Source organism: Variovorax sp. Varisp85 (genome assembly GCF_047304045.1).
Lineage (GTDB): Bacteria > Pseudomonadota > Gammaproteobacteria > Burkholderiales > Burkholderiaceae_C > Variovorax.
The window spans coordinates 94623-120816 of record NZ_JBGLYN010000004.1 but is presented as its reverse complement, the minus strand read 5'-3'; the positions used below and the strand labels follow the sequence as shown (position 1 = coordinate 120816).

Annotated in this window: 23 protein-coding genes and 1 tRNA gene; 18 read left to right on the top strand and 6 right to left on the bottom strand. The window is 65.7% G+C overall.

The features are described 5' to 3' along the window. Nucleotides 1–5 precede the first annotated feature (5 nt). The gene (gene fabI / locus ACCC97_RS03485; RefSeq protein WP_130424770.1) at nt 6–788 is read left to right on the top strand and encodes an enoyl-ACP reductase FabI; all 783 of its coding nucleotides are present in this window, start codon (nt 6–8) and stop codon (nt 786–788) included. 62 nt (nt 789–850) lie between these two features. Continuing rightward, nucleotides 851–1693, top strand: a complete 843-nt coding sequence (locus ACCC97_RS03480) for a DNA ligase (protein WP_413331583.1) — start codon at nt 851–853, stop codon at nt 1691–1693. A 28-nt stretch (nt 1694–1721) separates the two neighbouring features. On the opposite strand, the gene ACCC97_RS03475 is transcribed toward ACCC97_RS03480, so the two are convergent. Next, the gene (locus tag ACCC97_RS03475) at nt 1722–4019 is read right to left on the bottom strand and encodes an Orn/Lys/Arg decarboxylase N-terminal domain-containing protein (RefSeq protein ID WP_413311685.1); all 2298 of its coding nucleotides are present in this window, start codon (nt 4017–4019) and stop codon (nt 1722–1724) included. Between the two features lie 216 nt (nt 4020–4235). Here ACCC97_RS03475 and ACCC97_RS03470 point away from each other — a divergent pair, with 216 nt between their 5' ends. The 5 genes from ACCC97_RS03470 to ACCC97_RS03450 all read left to right on the top strand — a co-directional run bounded on the left by ACCC97_RS03470 (nt 4236) and on the right by ACCC97_RS03450 (nt 6786). Further along, on the top strand, nt 4236–4661 hold the full coding sequence (locus ACCC97_RS03470; protein WP_413331582.1) for an NfeD family protein: 426 nt from the start codon (nt 4236–4238) through the stop codon (nt 4659–4661). Nucleotides 4662–4697: 36 nt separating this feature from the next. Then, nucleotides 4698–5627, top strand: a complete 930-nt coding sequence (locus ACCC97_RS03465; RefSeq protein WP_007832284.1) for an SPFH domain-containing protein — start codon at nt 4698–4700, stop codon at nt 5625–5627. A gap of 25 nt (nt 5628–5652) precedes the next feature. Then, nucleotides 5653–5743, top strand: a tRNA-Ser gene (locus ACCC97_RS03460). Nucleotides 5744–5940: 197 nt separating this feature from the next. Further along, entirely contained in the window at nt 5941–6297 is a 357-nt protein-coding gene (locus ACCC97_RS03455; protein ID WP_007832285.1) for a hypothetical protein, read from the top strand. Nucleotides 6298–6396: 99 nt separating this feature from the next. Further along, nucleotides 6397–6786 carry a response regulator gene (locus ACCC97_RS03450; protein WP_007832286.1) on the top strand — a complete coding sequence of 130 codons (390 nt, stop codon included), beginning with the start codon at nt 6397–6399 and terminating at the stop codon, nt 6784–6786. A gap of 89 nt (nt 6787–6875) precedes the next feature. Here ACCC97_RS03450 and ACCC97_RS03445 read toward each other — a convergent pair whose 3' ends face one another. The 4 genes from ACCC97_RS03445 to ACCC97_RS03430 all read right to left on the bottom strand — a co-directional run bounded on the left by ACCC97_RS03445 (nt 6876) and on the right by ACCC97_RS03430 (nt 10566). Then, nucleotides 6876–8081 (bottom strand): branched-chain amino acid ABC transporter substrate-binding protein, encoded by a 1206-nt coding sequence (locus ACCC97_RS03445; protein WP_007832287.1) that lies wholly within the window; start codon nt 8079–8081, stop codon nt 6876–6878. Between the two features lie 136 nt (nt 8082–8217). Beyond that, complete coding sequence (locus tag ACCC97_RS03440) at nt 8218–8613, bottom strand: hypothetical protein (protein WP_007832288.1); 396 nt, start codon at nt 8611–8613, stop codon at nt 8218–8220. Between the two features lies 1 nt (nt 8614). Next, nucleotides 8615–9055 carry a DNA polymerase III subunit chi gene (locus tag ACCC97_RS03435; protein WP_007832289.1) on the bottom strand — a complete coding sequence of 147 codons (441 nt, stop codon included), beginning with the start codon at nt 9053–9055 and terminating at the stop codon, nt 8615–8617. Beyond that, the gene (locus ACCC97_RS03430) at nt 9052–10566 is read right to left on the bottom strand and encodes a leucyl aminopeptidase (RefSeq protein WP_413331581.1); all 1515 of its coding nucleotides are present in this window, start codon (nt 10564–10566) and stop codon (nt 9052–9054) included. The genes ACCC97_RS03435 and ACCC97_RS03430 overlap by 4 nt, the downstream gene beginning before the upstream one ends. Nucleotides 10567–10587: 21 nt before the next feature. On the opposite strand from ACCC97_RS03430, the gene lptF reads away from it, so the two are divergent. The 6 genes from lptF (at nt 10588) to ACCC97_RS03400 (ending at nt 15639) form a co-directional block, all read left to right on the top strand. Continuing rightward, the gene (lptF, locus tag ACCC97_RS03425; RefSeq protein ID WP_007832293.1) at nt 10588–11709 is read left to right on the top strand and encodes an LPS export ABC transporter permease LptF; all 1122 of its coding nucleotides are present in this window, start codon (nt 10588–10590) and stop codon (nt 11707–11709) included. Continuing rightward, nucleotides 11706–12815, top strand: coding sequence for an LPS export ABC transporter permease LptG (lptG, locus tag ACCC97_RS03420; RefSeq protein ID WP_413331580.1), 1110 nt, complete (start codon nt 11706–11708; stop codon nt 12813–12815). Before lptF ends, lptG begins: the two co-directional genes overlap by 4 nt. Then, complete coding sequence (locus ACCC97_RS03415) at nt 12812–13174, top strand: sirohydrochlorin chelatase (protein WP_007832296.1); 363 nt, start codon at nt 12812–12814, stop codon at nt 13172–13174. The genes lptG and ACCC97_RS03415 overlap by 4 nt, the downstream gene beginning before the upstream one ends. A 63-nt stretch (nt 13175–13237) precedes the next feature. After that, complete coding sequence (locus ACCC97_RS03410) at nt 13238–14179, top strand: CysB family HTH-type transcriptional regulator (protein WP_007832298.1); 942 nt, start codon at nt 13238–13240, stop codon at nt 14177–14179. Beyond that, a complete protein-coding gene (locus tag ACCC97_RS03405) occupies nt 14176–15348 on the top strand; it encodes a pyridoxal phosphate-dependent aminotransferase (RefSeq protein WP_413331579.1) in 1173 nt (390 codons plus the stop codon). Before ACCC97_RS03410 ends, ACCC97_RS03405 begins: the two co-directional genes overlap by 4 nt. Before the next feature lie 132 nt (nt 15349–15480). Then, nucleotides 15481–15639: a DUF3309 family protein gene (locus ACCC97_RS03400; protein WP_413331578.1), complete on the top strand. Its 159-nt coding sequence runs from the start codon at nt 15481–15483 to the stop codon at nt 15637–15639. A 69-nt stretch (nt 15640–15708) separates the two neighbouring features. On the opposite strand, the gene hrpA is transcribed toward ACCC97_RS03400, so the two are convergent. Beyond that, complete coding sequence (gene hrpA, locus ACCC97_RS03395; RefSeq protein ID WP_413331590.1) at nt 15709–19497, bottom strand: ATP-dependent RNA helicase HrpA; 3789 nt, start codon at nt 19495–19497, stop codon at nt 15709–15711. A gap of 444 nt (nt 19498–19941) precedes the next feature. Here hrpA and ACCC97_RS03390 point away from each other — a divergent pair, with 444 nt between their 5' ends. The 5 genes from ACCC97_RS03390 (at nt 19942) to dapD (ending at nt 26167) form a co-directional block, all read left to right on the top strand. After that, nucleotides 19942–21927: an AAA family ATPase gene (locus ACCC97_RS03390; RefSeq protein ID WP_413331577.1), complete on the top strand. Its 1986-nt coding sequence runs from the start codon at nt 19942–19944 to the stop codon at nt 21925–21927. 49 nt (nt 21928–21976) lie between these two features. Then, complete coding sequence (gene argA, locus ACCC97_RS03385) at nt 21977–23323, top strand: amino-acid N-acetyltransferase (protein ID WP_007832305.1); 1347 nt, start codon at nt 21977–21979, stop codon at nt 23321–23323. A gap of 36 nt (nt 23324–23359) precedes the next feature. Further along, nucleotides 23360–24001, top strand: coding sequence for a LysE family translocator (locus tag ACCC97_RS03380; RefSeq protein WP_413311670.1), 642 nt, complete (start codon nt 23360–23362; stop codon nt 23999–24001). Between the two features lie 71 nt (nt 24002–24072). Further along, entirely contained in the window at nt 24073–25302 is a 1230-nt protein-coding gene (gene dapC / locus ACCC97_RS03375) for a succinyldiaminopimelate transaminase (protein ID WP_007832308.1), read from the top strand. A 40-nt stretch (nt 25303–25342) separates the two neighbouring features. Continuing rightward, the gene (dapD, locus tag ACCC97_RS03370) at nt 25343–26167 is read left to right on the top strand and encodes a 2,3,4,5-tetrahydropyridine-2,6-dicarboxylate N-succinyltransferase (RefSeq protein WP_007832310.1); all 825 of its coding nucleotides are present in this window, start codon (nt 25343–25345) and stop codon (nt 26165–26167) included. Nucleotides 26168–26194 lie beyond the last annotated feature (27 nt).

Sequence of the window (26194 nt, the reverse complement as noted above, 5' to 3'; positions counted from 1 at the left end):
ACTTCATGGGCTTTCTTTCCGGCAAAAAACTGTTGATCACCGGCGTGTTGAGCAATCGCTCCATTGCATATGGCATTGCCAAGGCCTGCCATGAGCAGGGCGCGGAACTCGCCTTCAGCTATGTCGGCGAGCGATTCAAGGACCGTATCACCGAATATGCCGCAGACTTCGGCTCGAAGCTGATTTTCGATTGCGACGTGGGCGACGACGCGCAGATCGACAAGCTCTTCGCCGACCTCGCACAGACCTGGCCGAAGTTCGACGGCTTCGTGCACAGCATCGGCTTCGCGCCGCGCGAGTCCATCGCGGGCGACTTCCTCGACGGGCTCTCGCGCGAAGGCTTCAAGATCGCGCACGACATCAGTGCGTACAGCTTTCCGGCCATGGCCAAGTCGGCCCTGCCCTACCTCAACGACAAGTCGGCCCTGCTCACGCTGACCTACCTGGGCGCCGAACGCGCGCTGCCCAACTACAACACCATGGGCCTGGCCAAGGCCTCGCTCGAAGCCTCGGTGCGCTACACCGCCGCCTCGCTCGGCCCGAAGGGCATGCGCGTCAACGGTATCAGCGCGGGCCCCATCAAGACGCTGGCGGCCAGCGGGATCAAGGGCTTCGGCAAGATGCTGGCGGCGGTAGCCGACGCCTCGCCGATCCGCCGCAACGTGACCATCGAGGAAGTCGGCAACGTGGCCGCCTTCCTGCTGAGCGACCTGGCCAGCGGCGTGACTGCCGAGATCACCTATGTGGACGGCGGCTTCAGCAACGTCGTCGGAGGGATGGCCGAGTAGTCCTGCGCCAAACCCCGGCACGGCTGCCAAACGGCCGTGCTGCGCAACCCATTTCACACATCGTGCTGAATCGACGCTCCTTGCTGCTTGCCGTTTTCGGCGTGATCGTCGCGCCCTCCGCATTCGCGCGCGAGGCAGCGCCCTCGCTGATGCTGGCCGACGTCTACCGCCCCGGCATGTCGCTGAACGACTACTGGGTCAGCGAGAAGTACGACGGCGTGTGCGGCTACTGGGACGGCAAGCAGCTCTGGACGCGCGGCGGCGAGCGGATCATGGCGCCCGCATGGTTCACCGCCCCGCTGCCCAGGCAACCGCTCGACGGCGAGCTGTGGGCCGGACGCGGCCGCTTCGCCCATGCGATGTCGACAGTGCGCAGCCAGACGCCCAACGATGTCGCATGGCACGAGATGCGCTTCATGGTGTTCGACCTGCCCGCCCAGGGCGGCGACTTCACGACGCGGCTGGCCGCGCTGCGCAACCTGCTTCCCATCACCGACGCTCCCTGGGTGGTGCCGGTGCCGCAGCAGCGCGCGACCACGCATGCAGAGCTGCAGGCGCTGCTCGACAAGACAATCAAGATGGGCGGAGAGGGGTTGATGCTCCACCGCGGCAGTTCCCAGTACCGCGGAGAGCGCAACAGCGACCTGCTGAAGGTCAAGCCCTATGAAGACGCCGAGGCCCGCGTGATCGAGCACGTGGCCGGCAAGGGCCGGCACAGCGCCCGGCTCGGCGCACTGGTGGTCGAGACGTCAGACGGCAAGCGCTTCAAGCTCGGCACCGGACTGACCGATGCCGAACGGGAGAACCCACCCGCCATCGGCAGTTGGGTGACCTACCGCTACAACGGCACCACCGCCAAGGGCCTGCCCCGCTTCGCGCGCTTCATGCGCGTTCGCGAGGGCTGACCACCCCTCGAACGACTTCGGCCGCGGCCTACTTCGCTTCCTTGACGCAGTCCGCGTAGTAGCGCTTCTTGCCCGTCTCGTCGATGCGCGCCACGAGGCCGTGGATGTCGGTCTCGAAGCCCGGGCACTGCGTATTGAACTCGCGCGAGAACTTGAGGTAGTCGACGATCTTCTTGTTGAACACTTCGCCAGGAATCAGCAGCGGAATGCCCGGCGGGTACGGCGTGATCAAGCTGGTGGTGATTCGGCCTTCGAGCTCGTCGATCTCCACGCGCTCGGTCTTGCGGTGCGCGATGTGGGCGAAGGCGTCGCTGGGCTTCATGGCCGGCGTCAGGTCGCTCAGGTACATCTCGGTCGTGAGGCGCGCCACGTCGAAACGCGCGTACAGCTGGTGGATGTGCTGGCACAGGTCGCGCAGGCCGAGGCGTTCGTAGCCCGGGTGCTGCTGGCAGAACTCGGGCAGGATGCGCCACATCGGCTGGTTGCGCGCGTAGTCGTCCTTGAACTGCTGCAACGCCGTGAGCAACGTGTTCCAGCGGCCCTTGGTGATGCCGATGGTGAACATGATGAAGAAGCTGTAGAGGCCCGTCTTCTCCACGATCACACCGTGCTCGGCGAGGAACTTGGTCACCACGCTCGCGGGAATGCCGGTCTCGGCGAAGTTGCCTTCGAGGTCGAGGCCCGGCGTGACGATGGTCGACTTGATCGGGTCGAGCATGTTGAAGCCGTCGGCCAGCTCGCCGAATCCGTGCCAGTTGCGCGGCGACTTCTTGTTCTTCGGCTTGCCGCTCTTCTCCCCCTGCATGATCCAGTCTTCTGCGCGGCCGATGCCCTCGTCGACGAGCTTCTCTGGGCCCCAGACCTTGAACCACCACTCGTCCTTGCCGAACTCTTCTTCCACCTTGCGCATGGCGCGGCGGAAGTCCAGCGCTTCGAGGATGCTCTCTTCCACCAGCGCGGTGCCACCGGGCGGCTCCATCATGGCGGCTGCCACGTCGCAGCTCGCGATGATCGCGTACTGCGGGCTGGTCGACGAGTGCATCAGGTAGGCCTCGTTGAACAGGTCGCGGTCGAGCTGGCGGTTTTGCGAGTCCTGCACCAGCACGTGGCTGGCCTGGCTGATGCCGGCCAGCAGCTTGTGGGTGGATTGCGTAGCGAACACCAGCGATTCCTTCGGCCGCACGCGGCGCTTGCCCATCGCGTGGTAGGCACCATAGAACGGGTGGAAGGCCGCGTGCGGCAGCCACGCTTCGTCGAAATGCAGCGTGTCGACGTAGCCGTCGAGCATGTTCTTGATGGTCTCGGTGTTGTAGATCACGCCGTCGTAGGTCGATTGCGTGAGCGTCATCACGCGCGGCTTGACCTTGTCGGCGTCCACGTCGGCCAGCAGCGGATTGGCCTTGATCTTGGCCTTGATGGCGCTCTGCTCGAACTCGCTCTTCGGAATGGGGCCGATGATGCCGAAGTGGTTGCGCGTGGGCTTCATGAACACCGGGATCGCGCCGGTCATGATGATCGCGTGCAGGATCGACTTGTGGCAGTTGCGGTCGACCACCACCACGTCGCCCGGGGCCACCGTGTGGTGCCACACCATCTTGTTGCTGGTGCTGGTGCCGTTGGTCACGAAGAAGCAGTGGTCGGCATTGAAGATGCGCGCCGCGTTGCGCTCGCTGGCCGCCACCGGGCCAGTGTGGTCGAGCAGCTGGCCGAGTTCTTCCACCGCGTTGCAGACGTCGGCGCGCAGCATGTTCTCGCCGAAGAACTGGTGAAACATCTGGCCCACCGGGCTCTTCAGGAACGCCACGCCGCCCGAGTGGCCCGGGCAGTGCCACGAGTAGGAGCCGTCTTCCGCGTAGTCGATGAGCGCCTTGAAGAACGGCGGCTGCACGCTCTCGAGGTAGCTCTTGGCCTCGCGGATGATGTGGCGCGCCACGAATTCCGGCGTGTCCTCGAACATGTGGATGAAGCCGTGCAGTTCGCGCAGGATGTCGTTCGGGATGTGGCGCGATGTCTTGGTCTCGCCGTAGATGTAGATCGGCACGTCGGCGTTCTTGCGCCGCACTTCGCCGATGAAGTTGCGCAGGTTCAGCACGGCCGGATCGAGGTCGGGGCCGATGGTGAATTCCTCGTCGTCGATCGACAGGATGAAGGCGCTGGCCCGGCTTTGCTGCTGTGCGAACTGGCTCAGGTCACCGTAGCTCGTGACGCCCAGCACCTCGAAGCCCTCCGTCTCGATGGCCTGCGCGAGCGCGCGGATGCCGAGGCCCGAGGTGTTCTCGGAGCGGAAGTCCTCGTCGATGATGACGATGGGAAAGCGGAATTTCATGAGCGGGGCTCCGGACAGGCAGACAGACAGGCAATGAGGCGAGGCGCGAAGTGTACGGAATTCGGATGACGAATCTGGTCAGGCTCGTGCAAGCCATTCGGGCCCGTCCGGCAAGGCCCATTTCTCCGGCTGCGGCGCAGTACCCCTACCCAGGGCAAGCGCTTGGGGCATATGCCTCAGAATGGCGCGCATCGAACAAGGAAAAGAGGAGTTGAAATGGCGAATTCCACCGTCTGGTGGCTGATTGCGGGGGCCGCCATCGTGGTCGAGTTGCTCTCGGGCACCGTCTACCTTTTGCTGCTGGCCGCAGGCTTTGCAGCCGCGGCGATCTCGGCGCACCTGGGCTTCGGCACCGTCACCCAGCTGATCGTGGCCTCGGTGATCGGCGTGGGGGCCGTGCTCACCTGGTACTCGATCCAGCGCAAGCGCCCTCCTGCCCCGCCCACCGAAGCCAACCGCGACGTGAACCTCGACATCGGCGAGAGCGTGCAGGTCGATGCGTGGAATGCCGATGGCACGGCGACCGTGCGCTACCGCGGCGCGCAGTGGACCGTGATCCAGCGCGCGGGCCGCACGCCGTCGACCGGAGAGCACCGGGTGGTCGAGGTGATCGGCAGCCGGCTGGTCGTCGACAAGGTCTAGTCACAGTCCATAGAACTCAGAAAAAGGAAGCGCACCATGGAATTTTCGGTCCCTCTCATCATCCTGGTCATCGCGATCATCTTCATCAGCCAGTCGGTCAAGTTCGTGCCGCAGCAGAACGCCTGGGTGCGCGAGCGCCTGGGCAAGTACCACGGCACCATGACGCCCGGCCCCAACTTCCTGATTCCGTTCATCGACCGGGTGGCCTACAAGCACAGCCTGAAGGAAATCCCGCTCGACGTGCCGAGCCAGATCTGCATCACGCGCGACAACACGCAGCTGCAGGTCGACGGCATCCTGTACTTCCAGGTGACCGATCCGATGCGCGCGAGCTACGGTTCGTCGAACTACATCGTGGCCGTGACGCAGCTTGCACAGACCTCGCTGCGCAGCGTGATCGGCAAGCTGGAGCTCGACAAGACCTTCGAGGAACGCGACGTCATCAACGCCCAGGTGGTGGCCGCGATCGACGAGGCCGCGCTCAACTGGGGCGTGAAGGTGCTGCGCTATGAAATCAAGGACCTGACGCCGCCGAAGGAAATCTTGCTGGCCATGCAGGCGCAGATCACGGCCGAGCGCGGCAAGCGCGCGCTGATTGCGGCCTCCGAAGGCCGCCGCCAGGAGCAGATCAACATCGCCACCGGCGAACGCGAGGCCTTCATCGCCCGCTCCGAGGGCGAAAAGCAGGCGCAGATCAATAACGCACAGGGTGAAGCCGCCGCGATCACCGCGGTGGCCACCGCAACGGCAGACGCCATCGAACGCGTGGCAGCGGCCATCCGCCAGCCCGGCGGCGAGCAGGCCGTGCAGCTCAAGGTGGCCGAGCGCGCCGTCGATGCCTACGGCAAGGTGGCGGCCGATTCCAAGACCACGCTGATCGTGCCGAGCAACATGACCGAGACCGCCGCGCTCATCGCTTCGGCGATGCGCATGGTCCAGGCAGGCAAGCCGTCGAATCCGGCCTGAACTGACTGCTACAATCGTGGGCTCAGGAGCGGTGGATGAGCGGTTTAAGTCGCACGCCTGGAAAGCGTGTGAGGGTTAATAGCCCTCCGCGGGTTCGAATCCCGCCTGCTCCGCCAGAGATCGATTGTTCGTAACCGTTCACGAACATCAGACAACGCAAGAAGCCCAAGTTGCCACAAGCACTTGGGCTTTTTTGTCGTCCGGCTCACCAAGCAGTGCGTTGCTTTGCAACAACTGGATATCACCTGCCGGATCCTTTCATCTGGCGCTACGATCCGAATGTTTTAGTTTCAAAGCCTGCAAAGGAGCCTCGATGGCTGGACAACGAAAAAACGCGCCGCGCGGCAGGACCCCACTGGACCGCACCCTGGAAAAAAGCGAGCAGGTGGCCGCCGACGTGCAGCGGGCATCGGACAACCTCGCCGTGGTGAACACGGTACTCGAACAGGAGTTGCCCGAAGAAGTGCAGGTCGGCGAAGTGGCACAGGCCATCGAGCACACGAGCCAGCTGGAAGAAAAGCTGGCCAAGTCCGCCGAGAAGCTGGCTGAGGTCAACGCCGCACTGAGCGAGGAGATCGAGAAGCGCCTCGAAGCGGCGGCGGAGCGCGACGAAAGCCAGGCGCTGGCCAAGAAGCTCAAGGCAGAGATCCGCGCCGACGGCGACGACTGACCCCGGATTCGGCCACCGGCACTCCGTCCGTATCCTTTCTCCTACGCCGCGGCAACGCCAGGCACGCTACGCTATTCGTTCTCAAAGCGAAACCACGGCATGGCCCTCATCACGTTCCTCGTCGAGGACAACAAGACCATCAGGGATAACCTGGTCCCGGCACTCGAGGATTTGGTCAATGGCCGTGTGGTCGGCTTCGCCGAAACCGAGACAGAGGCCCTTGCATGGCTCGAGGTGCATCCCGACGACTGGCAGCTCCTGATCGTCGACCTCTTCCTGAAGGAAGGTTCCGGCCTCGGCGTTCTGGGCGGCTGCAGGAACCGCAAGCCCAGCCAACGGGTAGTGGTGCTCAGCAACTACGTGACGGCCGACATACGCGCGCGTTGCATGGCTCTGGGTGCAGACGCGGTGTTCGACAAGTCGCGCGATCTCGACGCTTTCATCGAGTACTGCAACGCCAATCGCCCTTCGGGTCTTGCGCCGCTCTGAACCGCGCCTGAAGCAGCCATGAAAAAAGGGCCCGAGGGCCCTTTTCTCTTTTTGCGAACAACCGTGAAGGTTGCCGCTGCCGAAGCGAATCAGCGCACCACGGCGATCTGCGTGCGCGCACCACCCTTGTAGGTGTACAGCGTCAGGGCGCCGTTCTTGATGTCGCCCTTTTCGTCGAAGGCGATCGGGCCGGTCACGCCCTTGTATTGTGTCTTGCCGACTTCAGGCAGGTACTTGGCCGGGTCGGACGAGCCGGCCTTGACCATGGCTTCGGCCAGCACGTTGACCGCGTCGTACACGTACGGTGCGTAGATCTGCACTTCGACGCCGTTCTTGGTCTTGAACTTGGCCTTGAAGTCTTCCAGCGGCTGCTTGAAGTCGCCGTCCACGCCACCGGCTTCAGCGCACACCACCATTTCTTCGCCGATCGCATCGCCAGCCAGCTTCGGCAGTTCGCCGGTGCACAGGCCGTCGCCGCCCATGAACTTGACGTTCAGGCCGAGCTGCTTGACTTGCTTGAGCATCGGGCCGCCGACGGCGTCCATGCCGCCAAAGAACAGCACGTCGGGCTTGGCAGCCTTGAGCTTGGTCAGGATGGCGTTGAAGTCGGTCGACTTGTCGGTGGTGAACTCGTGGCCCACGATGGTGGCGCCAGCGGCCTTTGCCGACTTCTCGAACTCTTCGGCAACGCCTTGGCCATAGGCCGTGCGGTCGTCGATCACGGCGATGTTCTTGCCCTTGAGCGTTTCGACCGCGTACTTGCCCAGCGTGCCACCGAGCTGCGTGTCGTCGGCCACCACGCGGAACGTGGTCTTGAAGCCTTGGCGCGTGTACTTCGGATTGGTGGCCGAAGGCGAGATCTGCGGAATGCCGGCGTCGCTGTAGAGCTTCGAAGCGGGAATGGTGGTGCCCGAGTTCAGGTGACCCACCACGCCGTTGACCTTCTCGTCGACCAGCTTCTGGGCGACAGCGGTGCCCTGCTTCGGATCGCCAGCGTCGTCTTCGGCGACCAGTTCGAACTTGGCGACCTTGTCGCCGATCTTGAGGCCCTTTGCATTCAGGTCTTCGATGGCCATCTTGGCGCCGAACTCGTTGTCCTTGCCGAGGTGGGCAATGGGACCGCTCGTGGGCGCAACGTGGCCGATCTTGACGAGCAGGGTTTCTCCGGCAGGTGCAGCAGCCGGGGCCGCAGCCGTTGGCGCGGGCGCCGCAGCGGGAGCAGCAGCTTCTTCCTTCTTGCCGCAAGCCACCAGCGTGAGTGCAGCCAGTGCGACCGCAGTCCATTTCAATTGCATGAGAACCTCCAGAACTTGGATGAAAAGAATAATAAACCGGTCGTGTGATCCGGGCGCACAGACCTCGCAAGTTTCGCGCCGCGGACCAGCGGCACCCTCACGCCCTTCCGACCTGCGGCGCAGTTTAGCCGAGGATTCAGGCGCCGGAAGCTGGCGTAGACCCTGTGTTTTCGCTGAGTTCCGCGGCCATTGCCTCGATCACCAACGCACGCAGAACGGCTTCGATTTCATTGCGCAAACGCGGCACCATCGCGTCGAGCTGATGCTGAACGGCAGCTGACACGGTGTCGCTCAAACGCTCTTCCAGAGACAGGTCGACGCGCTGCAACACGCGGTGCAGCAACTGCTCTTCGAGGCTGACGATTTCCGCCTGCGAAAGCTGCACGGCCGGCGGCAATGCCATGACGCTCGCCGGGTCGGGTTGGAGCGCGGCCGCGGCCTGCGGCTCGGGACTCGCGGGCTCCGCCGGAACCTCGAGCACCGTGGTCAGCGTGGGAACGAACCGAGGCGGTGTGCGCAGCGTGCTGGCCATGTCAGGAACTCTTTGCGAAATCGTGTGGCTGGATGGTGTAGCCACGATCGGCATAGTGGCGCCAGCGCGAACGGCCGACCTGGCGATCGTTGGCCTCGTCGCTCACGATGTCGATCATGCGTTCATAGCGCTCGAAGCCTGCAGGCACTTCGAGTCCGAGATTCACCAGCATTTCGCGGTGCGGCAGCGAGGCCGCGTCGGCCCCCTCCGCCGAAAGAACGACGGGCGAACGCGCGACCACATGGGCCGGCGCATCGCCGCGGCAGTGCGCGACGAAGTCCACCGGCGACAGCTGCCAGAGCGCGGCGTCCATGGCATCGAGCGCAAGCGCATCGCCGACGACCACCACGCGCAGGCCGCGTGCATTCACGGCCTTGCGAACCAGCCGGCAGGCGTAGTTCAGCTTGTCGGGCGCGTTGTAGTGAAAGCCGATTTCCGTCACTTCGCCGACCTGGCCTTTTTGGCCGGAGCTGCGGGGGTTTTGGTTTTGCTGGCCTTGCCCGATCCGTCGCCGCCGTTTGCGCGGGTTGTCAGGTACGACACCAGCAGGCCCACCGGCCGGCCGGTCGAGCCCTTGGCCGCACCGCTCTTCCAGGCGGTGCCCGCGATGTCCAGGTGCGCCCAGGCGAAGTCGCCGGCAAAGCGCTGCAGGAACTTGGCGGCGGTGATGGCGCCGCCGGCGCGGCCGGCAATGTTGGCCACGTCGGCAAAGTTGCTCTTGAGGCCTTCGGCATAGTCGTCGTCCAGTGGCAGGCGCCAGCAGCGGTCCTGCGAGGCCTCGCCGGCAGCTTCGATCGCTGCGGCCAGCGTTTCGTCGCTGGTGAACAGACCGCTGCGCACGCCGCCGAGGGCCACCACGCAGGCGCCCGTCAGGGTCGCTATGTCGATCACGGCCGCCGGATCGAAGCGCTTGGCGTAGGTCAATGCGTCGCAAAGGATGAGCCGGCCCTCGGCATCGGTGTTGAGCACCTCGATGGTCTGGCCGCTCATGCTCGTCACCACGTCGCCCGGCTTCACGGCGCGACCGTCGTTCATGTTCTCGCACGAGGGAATGAGGCCGACGACGTTGATGGCGGGCTGGAGGTCGCCGAGCGCGCGGAAGGTGCCGAGCACACTTGCCGCGCCGCACATGTCGAACTTCATTTCGTCCATTTCGGCCGCGGGCTTGAGCGAGACACCGCCGGTATCGAAGGTGATGCCCTTGCCGACAAGCACCACGGGCGCCTCGTCCTTGGGCGCACCGTGGTAGCGCAGCACGATGAAGCGCAGCGGCTCCGCCGAACCTTGAGCCACGGCCGCGAAGGCACCCATGCCGAGCTTCTCGACTTCTTTCGGGCCCAGCACTTCGCACTTGATGTTCGGCAGCTTGGCCAGCCCCTTGGCGACCTCGGCCAGCAGCGTGGGCGTGGCATGGTTGGCCGGCCGGTTGCCCCATTCCTTGGCCAGTTCGATGCCCTGGACAGCGGCGCGGGCGGTGTCGAAGGCGCCGGTGACGACGGCGGCATCGGCCACGCCGACGATCAGCTGGCGGATGCTGCGGGGCTCGGCCTTCGACTTGGTGGTCGTGTAGACATAGCTGGCGTCGGCCGCCGCCGTGACGGCGCTCGCTACCGCCGCGCCGTCAGCGGGCTGCGCAAAGACGATGGCCACGCGCTTGGGCCCCTGGGCCTTGACCGCGTTGACCGCCGCGATCACCCCGCTGCGCACCGAGGCGGGCTTGCCGTCGCCGATGGCGGCGAGCACCACGCGGGACGCGACCACGTCTTCCGGACGGTAGAGCCCCAGCTGCTTGCCAGCCTTGTCGGGCAGGTCGCCGGCCTTGCGGGCACTGGCGGCGAGCACCGACAACGGGTCTTTGGAGGTGAGCGGAGCGCTGCCCACGAGCACGATCAGGACATCGGATTTCTCGGCTGCAGCCTGGGCGACGGTGAGGGTCTTGAGTTGAAAGTCCATAATCCTTTTTTTCCTCGAACGATGTTATTCCATTCTTCCCTACGCAAGGAGCTGTCCCGCAGCTTCGGAGCAACCCTCGTGGTCCTGGTCACCATCGTGATGACCATGATGCTCATCCGCACCCTGGGGCTCGCGTCCAAGGGCAGTGTGAACCCGCAGGAGGTGTTCCTGGTGATGACTTACACGGTGCTCGGCTACATGCCGACCATCCTGAGCCTGAGCCTGTTCATCGCCATCGTCGGCACCCTCTCGCGCATGTACCGCGACAGCGAGATGGTGATCTGGTTTTCCAGCGGGCGCGGCCTGATCGACTTCGTCAAGCCGCTGTTCCGCTTCGCCTGGCCAGTGCTGATCCTGATCGCGGTGATGGCGCTGGTGGGCTGGCCGTGGGCCAACTCGCAGACCATCGGCATGCGCAAGCAGTACGAGCAGCGCAGCGACATCGAGCGCGTGGCGCCGGGTGAGTTCCGCGAATCCGCCGGCCGGGTGCGCGTGTTCTTCATCGACAAGGAGACGGCGGACAACTCCAAGGCCACCAACGTCTTCATCTGGTCGATCGAGCGCAACATGCAGATCACGACCTCGGCGCGCAGCGGCAGCATCGAGAACATCGGCAATTCGCGCTACCTCTTGCTCAACAACGGACAGCGGCTCGAGCAGCCCATTGCCCAGACCGGCCTGAAGATCAGCGAATTCAAGACCTACGGCACCCGGGCTGGCGGCAACAACGGCCTGACCAACGACGCAACGCCGCCGCGCGCGCGCAACACGCTGTCCCTGCTGACCGATCCGAGCGACCCGAGCCGCGGCGAGCTGGCCTGGCGCATCGGGATGCTGCTGACGGCCGTCAACTTCGTGCTGCTGGCGCTGAATGTGTCGAGCGCCAACCCGCGCGTCGGCCGCAGCGGCAACCTGCTACTGGCGCTGTTCGCTTTCGTCGTCTACTACAACATGCTCAACCTGGGGCAGAGCTGGATCAGTTCAGGCAAATACAGCCTGGGTGGCTTCATGGTGCTGCTGCATGGCGGCGTGCTGCTGATCAACCTGGCATGGCTCGGCATACGCCAGAACAACTGGGGACGGCCGGGCAAGCCACGTCCGTCCGCCGCCGCGCTGCCTACACCCAAGATCGAACCCACGTGAAAACGATAAGACGCCTGATCTACGTGGAGGTGCTGAAGGCCGTGGCGTTCGTGACGCTCGGCTTTCTGAGCCTCTTTTTCTTCTTCGACTTCGTCGACGAACTGCAATCCATCGGCAAGCCGGACAGCCTCAACTACGGGCCGGCGCAGGCGCTGGTCTACGTGACGCTGCTGATTCCGAGCCACCTCTACGAACTGCTGCCGATCACGGTGCTGATCGGCTCCATCTTCGTGATGGCCCGGCTGGCGCAGAGCTCCGAATACACGATCCTGCGCACCAGCGGCCTGGGGCCCTGGCGTGCGCTGCGCACCCTGCTGCTGCTGGGCATCGGTTTCGTCATGCTGACCTTTGCCATCGGCGACTATGTCGCACCGGCGTCGGAGCGCACGGGCCAGCTGCTCAAGGCCAAATACCAGGGCGTCTATTCCCTGGCCGGCAACACGGGCGCCTGGCTCAAGGAAAAACGGGGCAATGTGTCGTTCGCAGTGAACGTGCTGTCGATCGACCGCAAGGGCGCGCTGAAGAGCCCGCGCATCTTCGAGTTCGATGACAACGGCTACATAAGCACCCAGATCGTCGCGGGCTCGGCCCGCATCGACAACGGGCACTGGATGCTCACCGACGTCGAAGAGCAGAAGTACGACACGCGCAGCTCGGCCGACCAGGCCCGCATTGCCACGACCAGGATTCCGCAGCTGAACTGGCCCACCACGCTGACCGCCGAAATGGTGTCGGTCGCGCTCCTGCGCCCCGACCGCATGGGCACGATCGACCTGTTCGACTACATCCGCCACCTCGACGCCAACGGCCAGACCGCGCAGCGCTACGAGATCGAGTTCTGGCGCAAGGTGTTCTATCCGCTCTCGTGCCTGGTGATGGTGGTGCTCGCCCTGCCCTTCGCCTATCTGCACTTCCGCCAGGCCGGCATCACCACCTACGTGTTCGGCGGCGTGATGATCGGCATCAGCTTCTTCCTGCTGAACAACGTGTTCGGCTATCTCGGCAACCTGAGCAACTGGTCGCCATGGCTCACGGCGGCGGCACCGGGAATGATCTATTCGGTGATGTCGTTGACGGCCTTCAGCTGGCTGGTGCTGCGACGATGACCCAGGGCATCGTCCTGCTGGCGCATGGTTCGCGCGACGAACGCTGGCGCCAGCCCATCGAGGCCGTGGCCGAGCGCGTGTGCAGGAACGAGCCCCGCGCCCGCGTAGCCTGCGCCTACATGGAACTGGCAACGCCCGACCTGCCCACGGCGACAGCGGCGCTGATTGCCGGCGGCGCCACCGCCATCCGCGTGGTCCCGCTGTTCCTCGGCATGGGCAAGCACGCGCGCGAAGACCTGCCGCACCAGCTCGAGGCGCTGCGCCAGCGCTGGCCCGACGTTGGCTTCTCGCTCGCCCGCATCGTTGGCGAGGAGCCCGAACTGGTCGATCTCCTGGCCAGAATTGCGGTCAAATCCTGAACATCCGGCAATTTCGATAGATTCCGAAGGCATAATAAATTCCGTAATAAGACGGAATTTGATATGAATCTGCACCAGTTCAAGTTTGTTCAGGAAGCCGTGCGGCGCAACCTGAATCTCACGGAGGCGGCCAAGGCGCTCCACACCTCGCAGCCCGGCGTTTCCAAGGCCATCATCGAGCTCGAGGAAGAACTGGGCGTTGAAATCTTCGCGCGCCATGGCAAGCGCCTGAAGCGCGTGACCGAGCCGGGCCAGCACGTCATCGCCAGCATCGAACTCATCATGCGCGAGGTGGGCAACCTCAAGCGCATCGGCGAGCAGTTCAGCGCGCAGGACAGCGGCACCCTCTCCATCGCCACCACCCACACCCAGGCGCGCTACGTGCTGCCCGTGCCCGTGGCCAACCTGCGCGAGGCGTACCCCAAGGTCAACGTCAGCCTGCACCAGGGCTCGCCCGACCAGGTGGCTCGCATGGTGATCGACGAGATCGCCGAGATCGGCATTGCCACCGAATCGCTCGACGGCTACGCCGAGCTCGTGACCCTGCCCTGCTACGAATGGCAGCACGTGCTGGTGCTGCCCAAGGACCATCCACTGGCCGCCAAGGAGCGCATCTCGCTCGAAGACCTGGCGAGCGAGCCGATCATCACGTATCACCCGTCGTTCACCGGACGCACGCGCATCGACCATGCGTTCGCGCAGAAGAAGCTCACGCCGCGCATCGCGCTCGAAGCCATCGACTCCGACGTGATCAAGACCTACGTGCGCCTCGGGCTGGGCGTGGGCATCGTGGCCGAGATGGCCGTGCGCGACGAATCGAACGCCGACCTCGTGGTGCGCCCGATGGGCCACGTGTTCGGCCAGAATATCGCGCGGGTCGCGTTCAAGCGCAGCGCCTACCTGCGCAACTTCGTCTTCAAGTTCGCCGAGCTGCTGTCCGACCGCCTCGACCGCAACCTGATCGCCAAGGCCCTGAGCGGCCATCAACAAGACTACGAACTATGAGCACAGCTCAATCCCCACGCACGCCCGACATCGCCACCAAGCTGCCGGCTGTAGGCACCACCATCTTCACCGTGATGTCGGCGCTGGCCGCCGAGAAGAATGCGGTCAACCTCGGCCAGGGCTTTCCGGATTTCAACTGCGATCCGAAGCTGCTCGAAGACGTGACGGCCGCCATGGCCGCGGGCCACAACCAGTACCCGCCGATGCCCGGCATCCCGGCGCTGCGCGCAGCGATTGCCGGCAAGATCGCTGCGCTCTACGGCCACGGCTACAGCGCCGCCGACGAAATCACGGTCACCGCGGGTGCGACGCAGGCCATCATCACCGCCATCCTCGCCGTGGTGCGCGCGGGCGACGAGGTGATCGTTCTCGAGCCCTGCTACGACAGCTACGTGCCCAACATCGAACTGGCCGGGGGCAGCGTGGTGCGCGTGCCGCTCGTGCCCGGCACCTTCCGCCCCGATTTCGACAAGATCGCCGCGGCGCTCACTCCGCGCACGCGCGCAATCATCGTGAACACGCCGCACAACCCGAGCGCCACGGTCTGGACCGCGGCCGAGATGCGCAAGCTCGAGGAACTGCTGGCCCCGACCGACGTCCTCGTGATTGCCGACGAGGTCTACGAGCACATGGTCTACGACGGTGCGCGGCACGAAAGCGTGGCGCGCTTTCCGGGCCTGGCGGCACGCAGCTTCATCGTGAGCAGTTTCGGCAAGACCTACCACGTCACCGGCTGGAAGGTCGGCTACGTGGCGGCACCGGCGCCGCTGATGGCCGAGTTCCGCAAGGTGCACCAGTTCAACGTGTTCACCGTCAACACGCCAATGCAGCATGCGCTCGCGCAGTACATGGCCGAGCCGAAGCCCTACCTCGAGCTGCCCGCCTTCTACCAGCGCAAGCGTGACCTGTTCGCGGCCGGCCTGGCCGAGAAGACCCGCTTCAAGCTGCTGCGCAGCGAGGGCAGCTATTTCCAGTGCGTCGACGTCTCGGCGGTGAGCGACCTGTCCGAAGCCGAGTTCTGCCTGTGGCTGACCCGCGAGATCGGTGTTGCGGCGATTCCGCTGTCGGCGTTCTACGGCAATGGCTTCGACCAGCGCGTGGTCCGATTCTGCTTCGCCAAGAAGGACGAAACGCTGGTCGCGGCGCTAGATCGGCTTGCACGACTCTGATCGGCTCGCACGGCTTGAATGCCGACGACACCGGTAGGAAAGCCCTGACCGTCGAAGAAGCGGCTATCCGGCGTGTCTCCGGTCTCCGGACATCGAGCATGAATGCTCGACAACAAGGCCCAGGAGAAACACATGTCCCTCTCGTTCATTCTGCTGATCGTTCTGATCCTGCTGCTGGTAGGTGCGCTGCCGAGCTGGGGCTACAGCCGGAGCTGGGGTTACTGGCCCAGCGGCGGCGTGGGCCTGATCGTGCTGATCCTCGTCATCCTGGTGCTCATGGGACGCATATGACGCTTCCAGACATTTCGCGCATCTGAAAGAAGCCCGCGGCAAGCGGGCTTTTTTTTCGCCATGCTGCCGTCAGGCCTGCAGCTGGGCCCAGGCCTTGTCCAGCCGCTTGACGCTGACCGGCTGCGGCGTGCGCAGCTCCTGCGCGAAGAAGCTCACGCGAAGCTCCTCGAGCAGCCAGCGGAATTCGAGCATGCGCTCGTCCACCACGCCCTTGCGCTCGGCCACCAGCCGCCAATAGCGTTGCTCCTGCGGCCGCAGTTCGGCCAGCTTGGCGGTGTCGCGCGCCGGGTCGCTGCGCAGCTTGTCGAGCCGCAGCACGATGGCCTTGAGATAGCGCGCGAAATGTTGCAGCTGTGTCCACGGCGCGTCGGCAATGAAGCGCTTGCCGACCAGGCGCTGCAGCTGCTGCGCAGCGTCCTGCACGGCTTCGGGCTGGATCCTGGTGTCCTTGATCTTGCGCGCGGCGGCCGCGTACTCGGCCAGGATGGTCGAGGCCAGCCGCGCCACCTCGTTGGCGATCAGCGTGAGCCGGCCCCGCCCCTCTTCCAGGCGGCGCTTGAAGGCGAACTCGTCGGTGGGCAGCGGCTCTTGCAGAAAGGCCCTGTCGATCGCCACATCGATGATCTGCGTGCGCAGCTCCTCGGAGGTACCCAGCGGCATGTAGGCCACGGCCATCTTCTGCAGATCGGGGATGTTCTTCTCGAGGTACTTGAGCGCGTCCTTCAGTTGCAGCGCAAACAACCGGCGCAGGCCCGCGCGATGCTTCGCGGCGGCCACGGCCGGTTCGTCGAACACCTCGATGGTGACGGCATCGCCCTCGTCACGCAGCGCCGGAAATCCGATCAGCGATTGCGATCCGCGGCGCACTTCCATCAGCTCGGGCAGCTCACCGAAGCTCCAGCCCGTGTAGCGCTGGCCCGCGGGCAGGCTGGGCGCGGCGGGTGCCGGCGCCGCGCTGTTGCCTTTGGCCTGGCCGCCTGCGTCGATGGTGTCGGCGGGCTTTCGCTCGGCGGAAGCCTTCACGTTGAGGCCCGCCAGCGCCTGGAAAGCGCCTCGTGCCTGCGCGCCCAGTTCCGCCTTGAGTGCGCCCAGGTTGCGTCCCATGCCCAGCTGGCGCCCGTGTTCGTCCACGATGCGCAGGTTCATGAACAGGTGCGGCGGCAGCATGTCGAGCTTGAAGTCGGCACGCTTGACGTCGATGCTCGTTGCGTCGCGCACGCGCTTGAGCAGCACGTCGGTCAGCGAGCCGTGGCCGAAAACCTCGGGCGCCGAAAGCTCTTCCGCCAGCTTCGCCGCCGACTCGGGCAGCGGCACCAGCCGCGAGCGCGGGCGCTGCGGCAGGCTCTTGAGCAGCGCCTGGATCTTGTCCTTGAGCATGCCCGTCACCAGCCACTCGCAGCGTTCCTCGCTCACCTGGTTGAGCACGAACAGCGGCACGCTAACGGTGAGGCCGTCCTTCGCGTCGCCGGGCTCGTGCAGGTAGGTCGCAGCACAATCGACGCCGCCCAGCCGCAGCGTGGCCGGAAAAGACTGCGTCGTGATGCCAGCCGCCTGGTGGCGCATCAGTTCATCGCGCGTCAGGAACAAGAGACGTGGCTGCTCCTTCGAGGCATGGCGGTACCAGTTCTCGAAGGTGATGCCGCTGGCCACGTCGGCGGGCAACTGCGCGTCGTAGAAGGCGAAGATCAGTTCGTCGTCGACCAGCACGTCCTGCCGGCGCGACTTGTGCTCCAGCCCTTCGACCTCGCGCACCAGCTTGCGGTTGGCCGTGAGGAACGGGAACTTGCTCTCCCATTGCCCACCGACCAACGCCTCGCGGATGAAGATTTCGCGCGCCGCGACCGGATCGACCTTGGTGAAGTCGACGCGGCGCCCGCTGTATACGACAAGCCCGTACAACGTCGCGCGCTCCAGCGCCGACACCTGCGCGCCCTTCTTCTCCCAGTGCGGGTCGAGCAATTGCTTCTTCAGCAGATGCCCCGCCACCTGTTCGAGCCACTGTGGCTCGATGTTGGCGATGCCGCGCCCGAAGAGCCGCGTGGTCTCGACCAGTTCGGCCGCAACGATCCAGCGGCCGGGCTTCTTCTTCAGATGCGCACCCGGGTGCTTGTAGAACTTGATGCCGCGCGCACCGAGATACGCCTCGTCATCTTCGAGCTTCCAGCCAATGTTGCCGAGCAGGCCCGCGAGCATCGACAGGTGCAGCGGCTCATAGCCAGCGGGCTCGGCGTTGAGGCGCCACTTGTGCTCGGTCACGACTGTGAGCAGCTGCGAGTGGATGTCGCGCCACTCGCGCACACGGCGGATGTTGATGAAGTTCTGGCGCAGCAGCTGCTCGTACTGGCGGTTGCTGAGCTTGTGCGTGTCTCCGTGGCCGCCGCGCGCGTCGGCGATCCACTTCCACAACCGCAGGTAGCCGCTGAACTCGCTCTTCTCGTCGTCGAATTTCGAATGTGCCTGGTCGGCCTGCTGCTGTGCGTCCATCGGGCGGTCGCGCACGTCCTGTACGCTGAGGGCCGAGGCGATGACCAGGACTTCTTCGAGCGCGCCGCGCGATCGGGCTTCCAGGATCATCCGGCCGACGCGCGGGTCGAGCGGCAGCCGCGACAGCTCGGCACCGGTTTGCGTCAGTTCGTTGGCGTCGTCGACCGCGCCGAGTTCGTTGAGCAGTTGGTAGCCATCGGCAATCGCGCGCGGCGATGGTGCCTCGAGGAACGGAAAGCGCGCCACGTCGCCCAGCCGCAGCGACTTCATTCGCAGGATCACGCCCGCGAGCGAGGAACGCAGGATTTCCGGATCGGTGAAGCGCGCCCTGCCTTCGAAATCCTTTTCGTCGTAGAGCCGGATGCAGATGCCGTTCGCCACCCGCCCGCACCGGCCCGCGCGCTGGTTGGCCGCGGCCTGGCTGATCGGCTCGACCAGCAACTGCTCGACCTTGCTGCGAAAGCTGTAGCGCTTGACGCGCGCCGTGCCGGTGTCGATCACGTAGCGGATGCCCGGCACGGTGAGCGAGGTCTCGGCCACGTTGGTGGCCAGCACGATGCGCCGGCCCGTGTGGCCGTCGAATATGCGGTCCTGCTCGGGACCCGACAGGCGCGCGAACAGCGGCAACACCTCGGCGTTGCGCAGCAGCGGCTGGTGACTCAGGTGGCGGCGCAGGTGGTCGGCCGCTTCACGGATCTCGCGCTCGCCGGGCAGGAAAACAAGGATGTCGCCCGCGTTGTGCGGGTCGCGCCAGAGTTCGTCGACACCATCGGCGATCGCATCGTTCAGGTCGTGCTCGCGCGACTCCTCGAACGGGCGGTAGCGCTGCTCCACCGGGAAAGTACGGCCGGAGACATAAATGATCGGCGCCGACCCCTTCCTGGACGCGAAGTGCTGCGCGAAGCGGTCGGCATCGATGGTGGCCGAGGTGACGATCACCTTCAGGTCGGGCCGGCGCGGAAGAATCTCGCGCAGGTAGCCCAGCAGGAAGTCGATGTTCAGCGAGCGCTCGTGGGCCTCGTCGATGATCAGCGTGTCGTAGGCCTTCAGCAGCGGGTCGGTCTGCGTCTCGGCCAGCAGGATGCCGTCGGTCATCAGCTTGACCGAGGCGTCGCGGCTCAACCGGTCCTGAAAGCGCACCTTGAAGCCGACCACGTCGCCCAGCGGCGTCTTCAACTCTTCGGCGATGCGCTTGGCGACCGAGCTCGCAGCAATGCGGCGCGGCTGCGTGTGGCCGATGAGCCGGCCCTTGCCTGGCTCGGCGTTGAGCTTGCCTCGACCCAGCGCCAACGCGATCTTGGGCAGCTGCGTGGTCTTGCCCGAGCCCGTTTCGCCGCAGACGATAACGACCTGGTGCGCCGAGATGGCGGCCATGATTTCGTCGCGCCTGCCCGAGACAGGGAGCGATTCGGGAAATTCGATGCGAAGAGGTGTCGTGGTCGTCAAGGGAAGGCAGTCGTCGGGCTGGCGCGGCGGGCAAACCGTCGATTATCGGTGCGCACGGCAGTTGTTGCAGGGCGCCCACAGTGCGCCGCCCCATGGCAACACGTCGTGTAAATAGTCTTTACTCCGCTGCACCCTCTCGCTACGATCGCGTCCATGTCCTGCCTTGCCCCCACCACCTTGCGCCGTCGCTGCGCAAGCCGTGCGCCCACCGCGCATGGACGGGCCAAGTTGCCTCGCCCGGCCTGAAGCCGCGCCCCCGCGCGCTTCGAGCACAGAAGCGCCGCGACCGCTCCCACAGCGTCTGACTGCCGACTCCTTCGCGCGAAGGAGCGGCCGCTTTTCCGTACCTGTTCGATAAAAAAGAAAAACACCATGTCCAAAGACATCCATTCCCGCCTGCACGCCGAGCTGTCCGAACGCACGCGCCATCTGCAGACCGTCGCCGAGGCGCTGAAGGCCGAACTCTTCGGCATCGATGACATCATCGACCGCGTGATCGATTCGCTGCGCGCCTGGTATGTGCTGCCGCAGCTCATCAGCCGCCCCGTGGTCATCTGCCTCTGGGGCCTGACCGGCACCGGCAAGACGCAGCTCGTGCGCCGCCTGGCCCAGCACCTGGGCTTCTACGACCGATTCATCGAAGTGCAGATGGACGGCTTCAGCCACGGCTCGGGCTATCACAGCCGCGGCTCCATCTCGGCCATGCTGGCCGAATCGGGCATTGCCGAAAGCACGCCCGGCATCCTGGTGCTCGACGAGTTCCAGCGCTTCCGCACCGTCGATGGCAACGGCAACGAGGCCAAAGTCGAGCGCTACCAGGATGTGTGGGCGCTGCTGTCCGACGGCCGCCTGCCGCCCGCGCTGTCGATGCTGGGCGAGATCGAATCGTCGCTCGCGCAGGCCGAGTACGTGCAGGACCGCGACGGCCCGGCCGACAGGAAGAAGGACGACAAGAAGCGCAAGCTGCACCTCTCGCCCTGGGAGGCGCGCGAAGTGAAGCGCTGCCTGAAGCTTTCCGAGACCCTGCTGCAGATCATGGCCTGGAAGCCCGCCGAGGTGCATGCGCGCCTGCGCGCCTTCCGCGACGCGCAGCAAGACTGGGAGACCGACTACAGCAGGCTGCTGGTGTTCGTCTCGGGCAATCTCGACGAGATGTACGCCGAGACGGCCCGCCGCGTCGAGGACTGCGACACCGACGCCGACATCTTCCACACACTGACGAAGAAGCTCTCCGTCATCGACGTGAAGAAGGCGCTGGCCGAGCGTTTCCGCCCCGAGCAGATCGCGCGCCTGGGCAACAACCACGTGATCTACCCGTCGTTCAACCGTGCGACCTACGTGCGCCTGATTCTGTCGATCTGCGACCGCTACGTGGGCGAGATCCAGGAGAGCTCCGGCGTGCGCTTCGTGCTCGACGCGAGCGTGTACGAGCAGATCTACGCCAACGCCGTGTTCCCGGCGCAGGGCACGCGCCCGCTGTTCTCTTCGATCCACGCGATCCTGAGCGCCACGCTGGTCAATGCCGCGCTGTGGGCGCTGGAGCAAGGCGCCGACGGCGGCGAGCCGGTGTGGCTCACGCTGGATGCGGGCGCCTCCTGCATCCAGGCCAAGTACCGCAAGGTGCGCCGCCAGTTCCCGGTGTCGCTGGAGCTGAACCGCCTCAAGCAGCGTTCGAGCGAGGACTTCCGCGCCCTGCTCGCCGTGCACGAGGCCGGCCACGGCGTGGCCTACGGCCTGCTGTTCGGCCGCGCACCGCAGGAGATCAAGATCAACGTCGCCTCGTTCGAGGGCGGCTACAACAGCTACGAGCAGCGCAAGGCCTGGTCGAAGGAGAACCTGCGCGACCGCATCTGCGTGAGCCTCGCGGGCCGTGCCGCCGAGCAACTGGTGTTCGGCGAGCAGGCCTGCACCTCCGGCGCCGTGCAGGACTTCATGCAGGCTACCGCCTGCGCGGCACAGTACGTGCGCCACTTCGCCTTCGGCACGCGCCTGAGCCGCACCGACGTGGCGAACGACCCGGAGGACAACCGCAATACCGACGTCGATGCCACCAACCCCGAGATCGAGGCCCTGCTCGCGCAGGAGCATGCGCGCGCCCTCGCGCTGCTCGACGCGCACACGCCGGCGCTGGTGGTGGTGGTCGACGCGCTGATGCGCGAGGGTTCCATCGCGCCGGCCGAACTGGCGGCAATGCTCGGCCTGCCAACCGCTCCCACCGGAGAGCCGACCGACGCCTATGCGGCGCTGCTGGCGAGCTTCCGCGCCCGCCATGCCGACCTGCTGCCCCCGGCGCAACCAGAGGCCGCCGCGGCAGCCGTTCCCGCCAGCGCGGCCCGCGTGCTGCGGGCGATCGCCTGAATCGCCCGAGTCAGGCAAACGACGCTCCATGAATGCACAATCACGCCCCATGTCCACCGTTTTCAACTTCACCTTCGTGCCCTGGTTCCGCTCGGTCGCGCCCTATATCCACACGCACCGCGGCAAGACTTTCGTGGTCGCCCTGGCGGGCGAGGCGATCGCGGCGGGCAAGCTGCAGAACATCGCGCAGGACTTGGCCCTGATCCAGAGCATGGGCGTGAAGATCGTGCTGGTGCACGGCTTCCGTCCGCAGGTCAACGAGCAGCTCGCAGCCAAGGGCCACGAAGCTAAGTACTCGCACGGCATCCGCATCACCGACGAGGTGGCGCTCGACTCCGCGCAGGAAGCCGCGGGACAGCTGCGCTACGAGATCGAGGCCGCCTTCAGCCAGGGCCTGCCGAACACGCCGATGGCGGGCTCGACGGTGCGGGTGATCTCGGGCAACTTCATCACCGCGCGACCCGTTGGCGTTGTCGACGGGGTGGACTTCAAGCATTCGGGCCTGGTGCGCAAGGTCGACTCGGCCGGCATCCGCCGCACGCTCGATTTCGGTGCGATGGTGCTGATGTCGCCCTTCGGCTTCTCGCCCACGGGCGAGGCCTTCAACCTGACGATGGAAGAGGTGGCCACCAGCGTCGCCATCTCGATCCAGGCCGACAAGCTGATCTTCCTGACCGAGATCCCGGGCATCCGCATCGACAGCGAGTTGCCCGAGAGCGAGGACAACCCGATCGACACCGAGCTGCCGCTGGATGCCGCGGAAAAACTGCTCGCCTCGCTGCCACCGCCGCAGAAGCCGACTGACACGGCTTTCTACCTGCAGCACTGCGTGAAGGCCTGCAAGGCCGGCGTTGAGCGCAACCACATCCTGCCCTTCGCGCTCGACGGCTCGCTGCTGCTCGAGGTGTACGTGCACGATGGCGTCGGCACGATGGTGATCGACGAAAAGCTCGAGAGCCTGCGCGAAGCCTCGGTGGACGACATCGGCGGCATCCTCCAGCTGATCGAGCCCTTCGAGCGCGACGGCACGCTCGTGAAGCGCGACCGCACCGAGATCGAGCGCGACGTGGGCCACTATACGGTGATCGAGCACGACGGCGTGATCTTCGGCTGCGCAGCACTCTACCCATACCCCGAGGCGCGCACCGCCGAGATGGCCGCGCTCACGGTGTCGCCTCAATCGCAGTCGCAGGGCGACGGCGAACGCATCCTCAAGCGTGTCGAACACCGCGCCAAGGCGATGGGCCTGGACAGCATCTTCGTGCTCACCACGCGCACCATGCACTGGTTCCTCAAGCGCGGCTTCCAGCAGGTCAACCCCGACTGGCTGCCCGAGGCGCGCAAGCGCAAGTACAACTGGGACCGCAAGAGCCAGGTGCTGGTCAAGAAGATCTGACCGACTGCTGAAATCCCCGAGAAGGAGACTGCCCCGATGACGCTCGCCACAGCCCTGCTCTTCGCCATCGTGGCCTTCGCCGCCATCGCCACGCCCGGTCCTACCGTCCTGCTGGCGCTCAGCAACGGCTCGCGCCACGGCGTACGGCGAGCCTTGCCGGGCATGCTCGGCGCGGTGCTGTCGGACTTCGTGCTGGTCGGCGCCGTGGCCCTCGGCCTTGGCGCGCTGCTGGCCGCGTCCGAGTTCTGGTTCTCGATGCTGAAGTGGGTCGGCGCGGTGTACCTGGCGTATCTCGGCCTGCGCATGCTGCGCTCCAGGGGCGGCGGCTTCCATCTGCCTGCCGCCGACGGCGCGCCGTCGACCACGGCGGGCGAGAGCAAGCGCATCTTCTTCAAGTCCTTCCTCGTGGCGGTGACCAACCCCAAGGGCTACATCTTCTGCTCGGCGCTGTTGCCGCAGTTCATCGATCCCTCGGCCGCGCAGGCGCCGCAATACTTCGTCATCGCCCTGATCTTCGCGGGCCTGGACATGGCGGTGATGCTGGCCTACGCCTTCGTCGGCGCCCGCGCGATCCGGCTGCTGACCGTATCGGCCACGCGCTGGATCGACCGCGCCTGCGGCGGCATGCTGCTGGCGCTGGCCGGCTCGCTCGCCTTCTACCGGCGCGGCGCGGCCTGACGACGACACCTGTCGCCGGCCAGTAGCCGCTTCGCCAGGAGCGGTAACAGCCGTCACCGATAATCCCGGGCATGAATCCCCTGCTTTCCCGGTTGCAACCCTATCCCTTCGAGCGGCTGAAGCAACTGTTCGCGGGCGTCACGCCCAATCCCGAGTTTTCCGCCATCAGCCTGGGCATCGGCGAACCCAAGCACGCCACGCCGGGCTTCATCAAGGACGCCTTGAGCGCCAGCCTCGGCGCGCTGGCCGCCTATCCCGCGACCGCCGGCGACGTTGCGCTGCGCACCGCCTTCACCGACTGGCTGAAAACCCGCTACAGCCTCGCCCTCGACCCGGCCACGCAGGTGCTGCCCGTCAACGGCTCGCGCGAGGCGCTGTTCTCGCTGGCCCAGACCGTGGTCGACCCAACCGCCTCGCCGCAGCCGGTGGTGATGTCGCCCAACCCGTTCTATCAGATCTACGAGGGCGCGGCCCTGCTCTCGGGCGCCGAGCCGTACTACGTGGCCAGCGTGCCCGCGCGCAATTTCGCGGTCGACTGGGACAGCGTGCCCGACGACGTCTGGGCCCGTACGCAACTGGTGTTCGTCTGCTCGCCGGGCAACCCGACGGGCGCCGTGATGTCGCTGGACGAGTGGAAGAAACTCTTCGCACTGTCCGACCGCCACGGCTTCGTGATCGCCGCCGACGAGTGCTACAGCGAAATCTACTTCCGCGACGAGCCCCCGCTCAGCGGCCTCGAAGCCTCGGTGAAGCTCGGCCGGCCCGACTTCAGAAACCTGATCGCACTGACCTCGCTGTCCAAGCGCAGCAACGTGCCCGGCCTGCGCAGCGGCTTCGTGGCGGGCGACGCGTCCATCATCAAGAAGTTCTTGCTCTACCGCACCTACCACGGCAGCGCCATGAGCGGCACCGTGGCCGCCGCCAGCATCGCGGCCTGGGGTGACGAGTCTCATGTGGTCGATAACCGCGCGCAGTACCGCGCCAAGTTCGCTGCCGTCACGCCGCTGCTCGAACCCGTGCTCGACGTGCGCCTGCCCGACGCCAGTTTCTACCTCTGGGCCGGCGTGCCCGAAGTGTGGGCTGGCGACGACGAAGCCTTCGCCCGCGCGCTCTACGCTCAATACAATGTGACGGTTTTGCCAGGCAGCTATCTGGCGCGCCATACGACATACGGGGCGCACAGCGCCAACCCCGGCCGGGGCCGCATCCGCATGGCGCTGGTGGCCGGAACGGCCGAGTGCGTCGAGGCCGCCGGACGCATCGTCCGCTTCTGCAACGAGGGCACGGACGCCCGCCGCTGATCCGCTTTCCCGCTCCCATTTTTCACCCGAGACCTTCTCCATGACCCAGCAACTGCAACAAATCATCGACGCCGCGTGGGAAGACCGCGCCAACATCTCGCCCTCCGCCTCGTCGGCCGAAGTGCGCGATGCCGTCGAGCACGTCATCACCGAACTCAACAACGGCAAGCTGCGCGTGGCCACCCGTGAAAGCGTCGGCAAGTGGACCGTGCACCAGTGGATCAAGAAGGCCGTGCTGCTGTCGTTCCGCCTGAAGGACAACGAGCAGATGCAGGCCGGTTCGCTCGGCTTCTACGACAAGGTGCCGACCAAGTTCTCGCACCTGTCGGCCAACGAGCTGAAGGAGTCGGGCGTTCGCATCGTGCCGCCGGCCGTGGCCCGCCGCGGCAGCTACATCGCCAAGGGCGCGATCCTGATGCCCTCGTACGTGAACATCGGCGCCTACGTGGGCGAAGGCACCATGGTCGACACCTGGGCCACCGTGGGTTCGTGCGCGCAGATCGGCGCCAACGTGCACCTGTCGGGCGGCGTCGGCATCGGCGGCGTGCTCGAGCCGCTGCAGGCCGGCCCCACCATCATCGAAGACAACTGCTTCATCGGCGCGCGCTCCGAAGTGGTCGAAGGCGTGGTGGTCGAAGAAAACTCGGTGCTGTCGATGGGCGTGTTCATCGGCCAGAGCACCCCGATCTACGACCGCGCCACCGGCGAAACCCACTTCGGCCGCGTGCCCGCGGGCTCGGTCGTCGTGGCCGGCAGCCTGCCCAAGGACAACGGCCGCTACAGCATGTACGCCGCCATCATCGTGAAGAAGGTCGACGCCAAGACGCGTTCCACGACCTCGCTGAACGACCTGCTGCGCGACTGAACGGTCCCAGGACCAATCCCTTTTCCC

Excerpts from the sequence above, each read along its gene's own strand:
- ACCC97_RS03430 (WP_413331581.1), bottom strand. The coding sequence starts at position 10,566 with ATGGACTTTCAACTCAAGACCCTCACCGTCGCCCAGGCTGCAGCCGAG.
- ACCC97_RS03380 (WP_413311670.1), top strand. The coding sequence starts at position 23,360 with ATGACGCTCGCCACAGCCCTGCTCTTCGCCATCGTGGCCTTCGCCGCC.
- dapC (WP_007832308.1), top strand. The coding sequence starts at position 24,073 with ATGAATCCCCTGCTTTCCCGGTTGCAACCCTATCCCTTCGAGCGGCTG.
- ACCC97_RS03415 (WP_007832296.1), top strand. The coding sequence starts at position 12,812 with ATGACCCAGGGCATCGTCCTGCTGGCGCATGGTTCGCGCGACGAACGC.
- ACCC97_RS03390 (WP_413331577.1), top strand. The coding sequence starts at position 19,942 with ATGTCCAAAGACATCCATTCCCGCCTGCACGCCGAGCTGTCCGAACGC.
- ACCC97_RS03405 (WP_413331579.1), top strand. The coding sequence starts at position 14,176 with ATGAGCACAGCTCAATCCCCACGCACGCCCGACATCGCCACCAAGCTG.
- fabI (WP_130424770.1), top strand. The coding sequence starts at position 6 with ATGGGCTTTCTTTCCGGCAAAAAACTGTTGATCACCGGCGTGTTGAGC.
- ACCC97_RS03450 (WP_007832286.1), top strand. The coding sequence starts at position 6,397 with ATGGCCCTCATCACGTTCCTCGTCGAGGACAACAAGACCATCAGGGAT.
- ACCC97_RS03445 (WP_007832287.1), bottom strand. The coding sequence starts at position 8,081 with ATGCAATTGAAATGGACTGCGGTCGCACTGGCTGCACTCACGCTGGTG.
- ACCC97_RS03455 (WP_007832285.1), top strand. The coding sequence starts at position 5,941 with ATGGCTGGACAACGAAAAAACGCGCCGCGCGGCAGGACCCCACTGGAC.
- ACCC97_RS03400 (WP_413331578.1), top strand. The coding sequence starts at position 15,481 with ATGTCCCTCTCGTTCATTCTGCTGATCGTTCTGATCCTGCTGCTGGTA.
- ACCC97_RS03475 (WP_413311685.1), bottom strand. The coding sequence starts at position 4,019 with ATGAAATTCCGCTTTCCCATCGTCATCATCGACGAGGACTTCCGCTCC.
- ACCC97_RS03440 (WP_007832288.1), bottom strand. The coding sequence starts at position 8,613 with ATGGCCAGCACGCTGCGCACACCGCCTCGGTTCGTTCCCACGCTGACC.
- ACCC97_RS03470 (WP_413331582.1), top strand. The coding sequence starts at position 4,236 with ATGGCGAATTCCACCGTCTGGTGGCTGATTGCGGGGGCCGCCATCGTG.
- argA (WP_007832305.1), top strand. The coding sequence starts at position 21,977 with ATGTCCACCGTTTTCAACTTCACCTTCGTGCCCTGGTTCCGCTCGGTC.
- lptF (WP_007832293.1), top strand. The coding sequence starts at position 10,588 with ATGTTATTCCATTCTTCCCTACGCAAGGAGCTGTCCCGCAGCTTCGGA.
- hrpA (WP_413331590.1), bottom strand. The coding sequence starts at position 19,497 with ATGGCCGCCATCTCGGCGCACCAGGTCGTTATCGTCTGCGGCGAAACG.
- ACCC97_RS03410 (WP_007832298.1), top strand. The coding sequence starts at position 13,238 with ATGAATCTGCACCAGTTCAAGTTTGTTCAGGAAGCCGTGCGGCGCAAC.
- ACCC97_RS03465 (WP_007832284.1), top strand. The coding sequence starts at position 4,698 with ATGGAATTTTCGGTCCCTCTCATCATCCTGGTCATCGCGATCATCTTC.
- dapD (WP_007832310.1), top strand. The coding sequence starts at position 25,343 with ATGACCCAGCAACTGCAACAAATCATCGACGCCGCGTGGGAAGACCGC.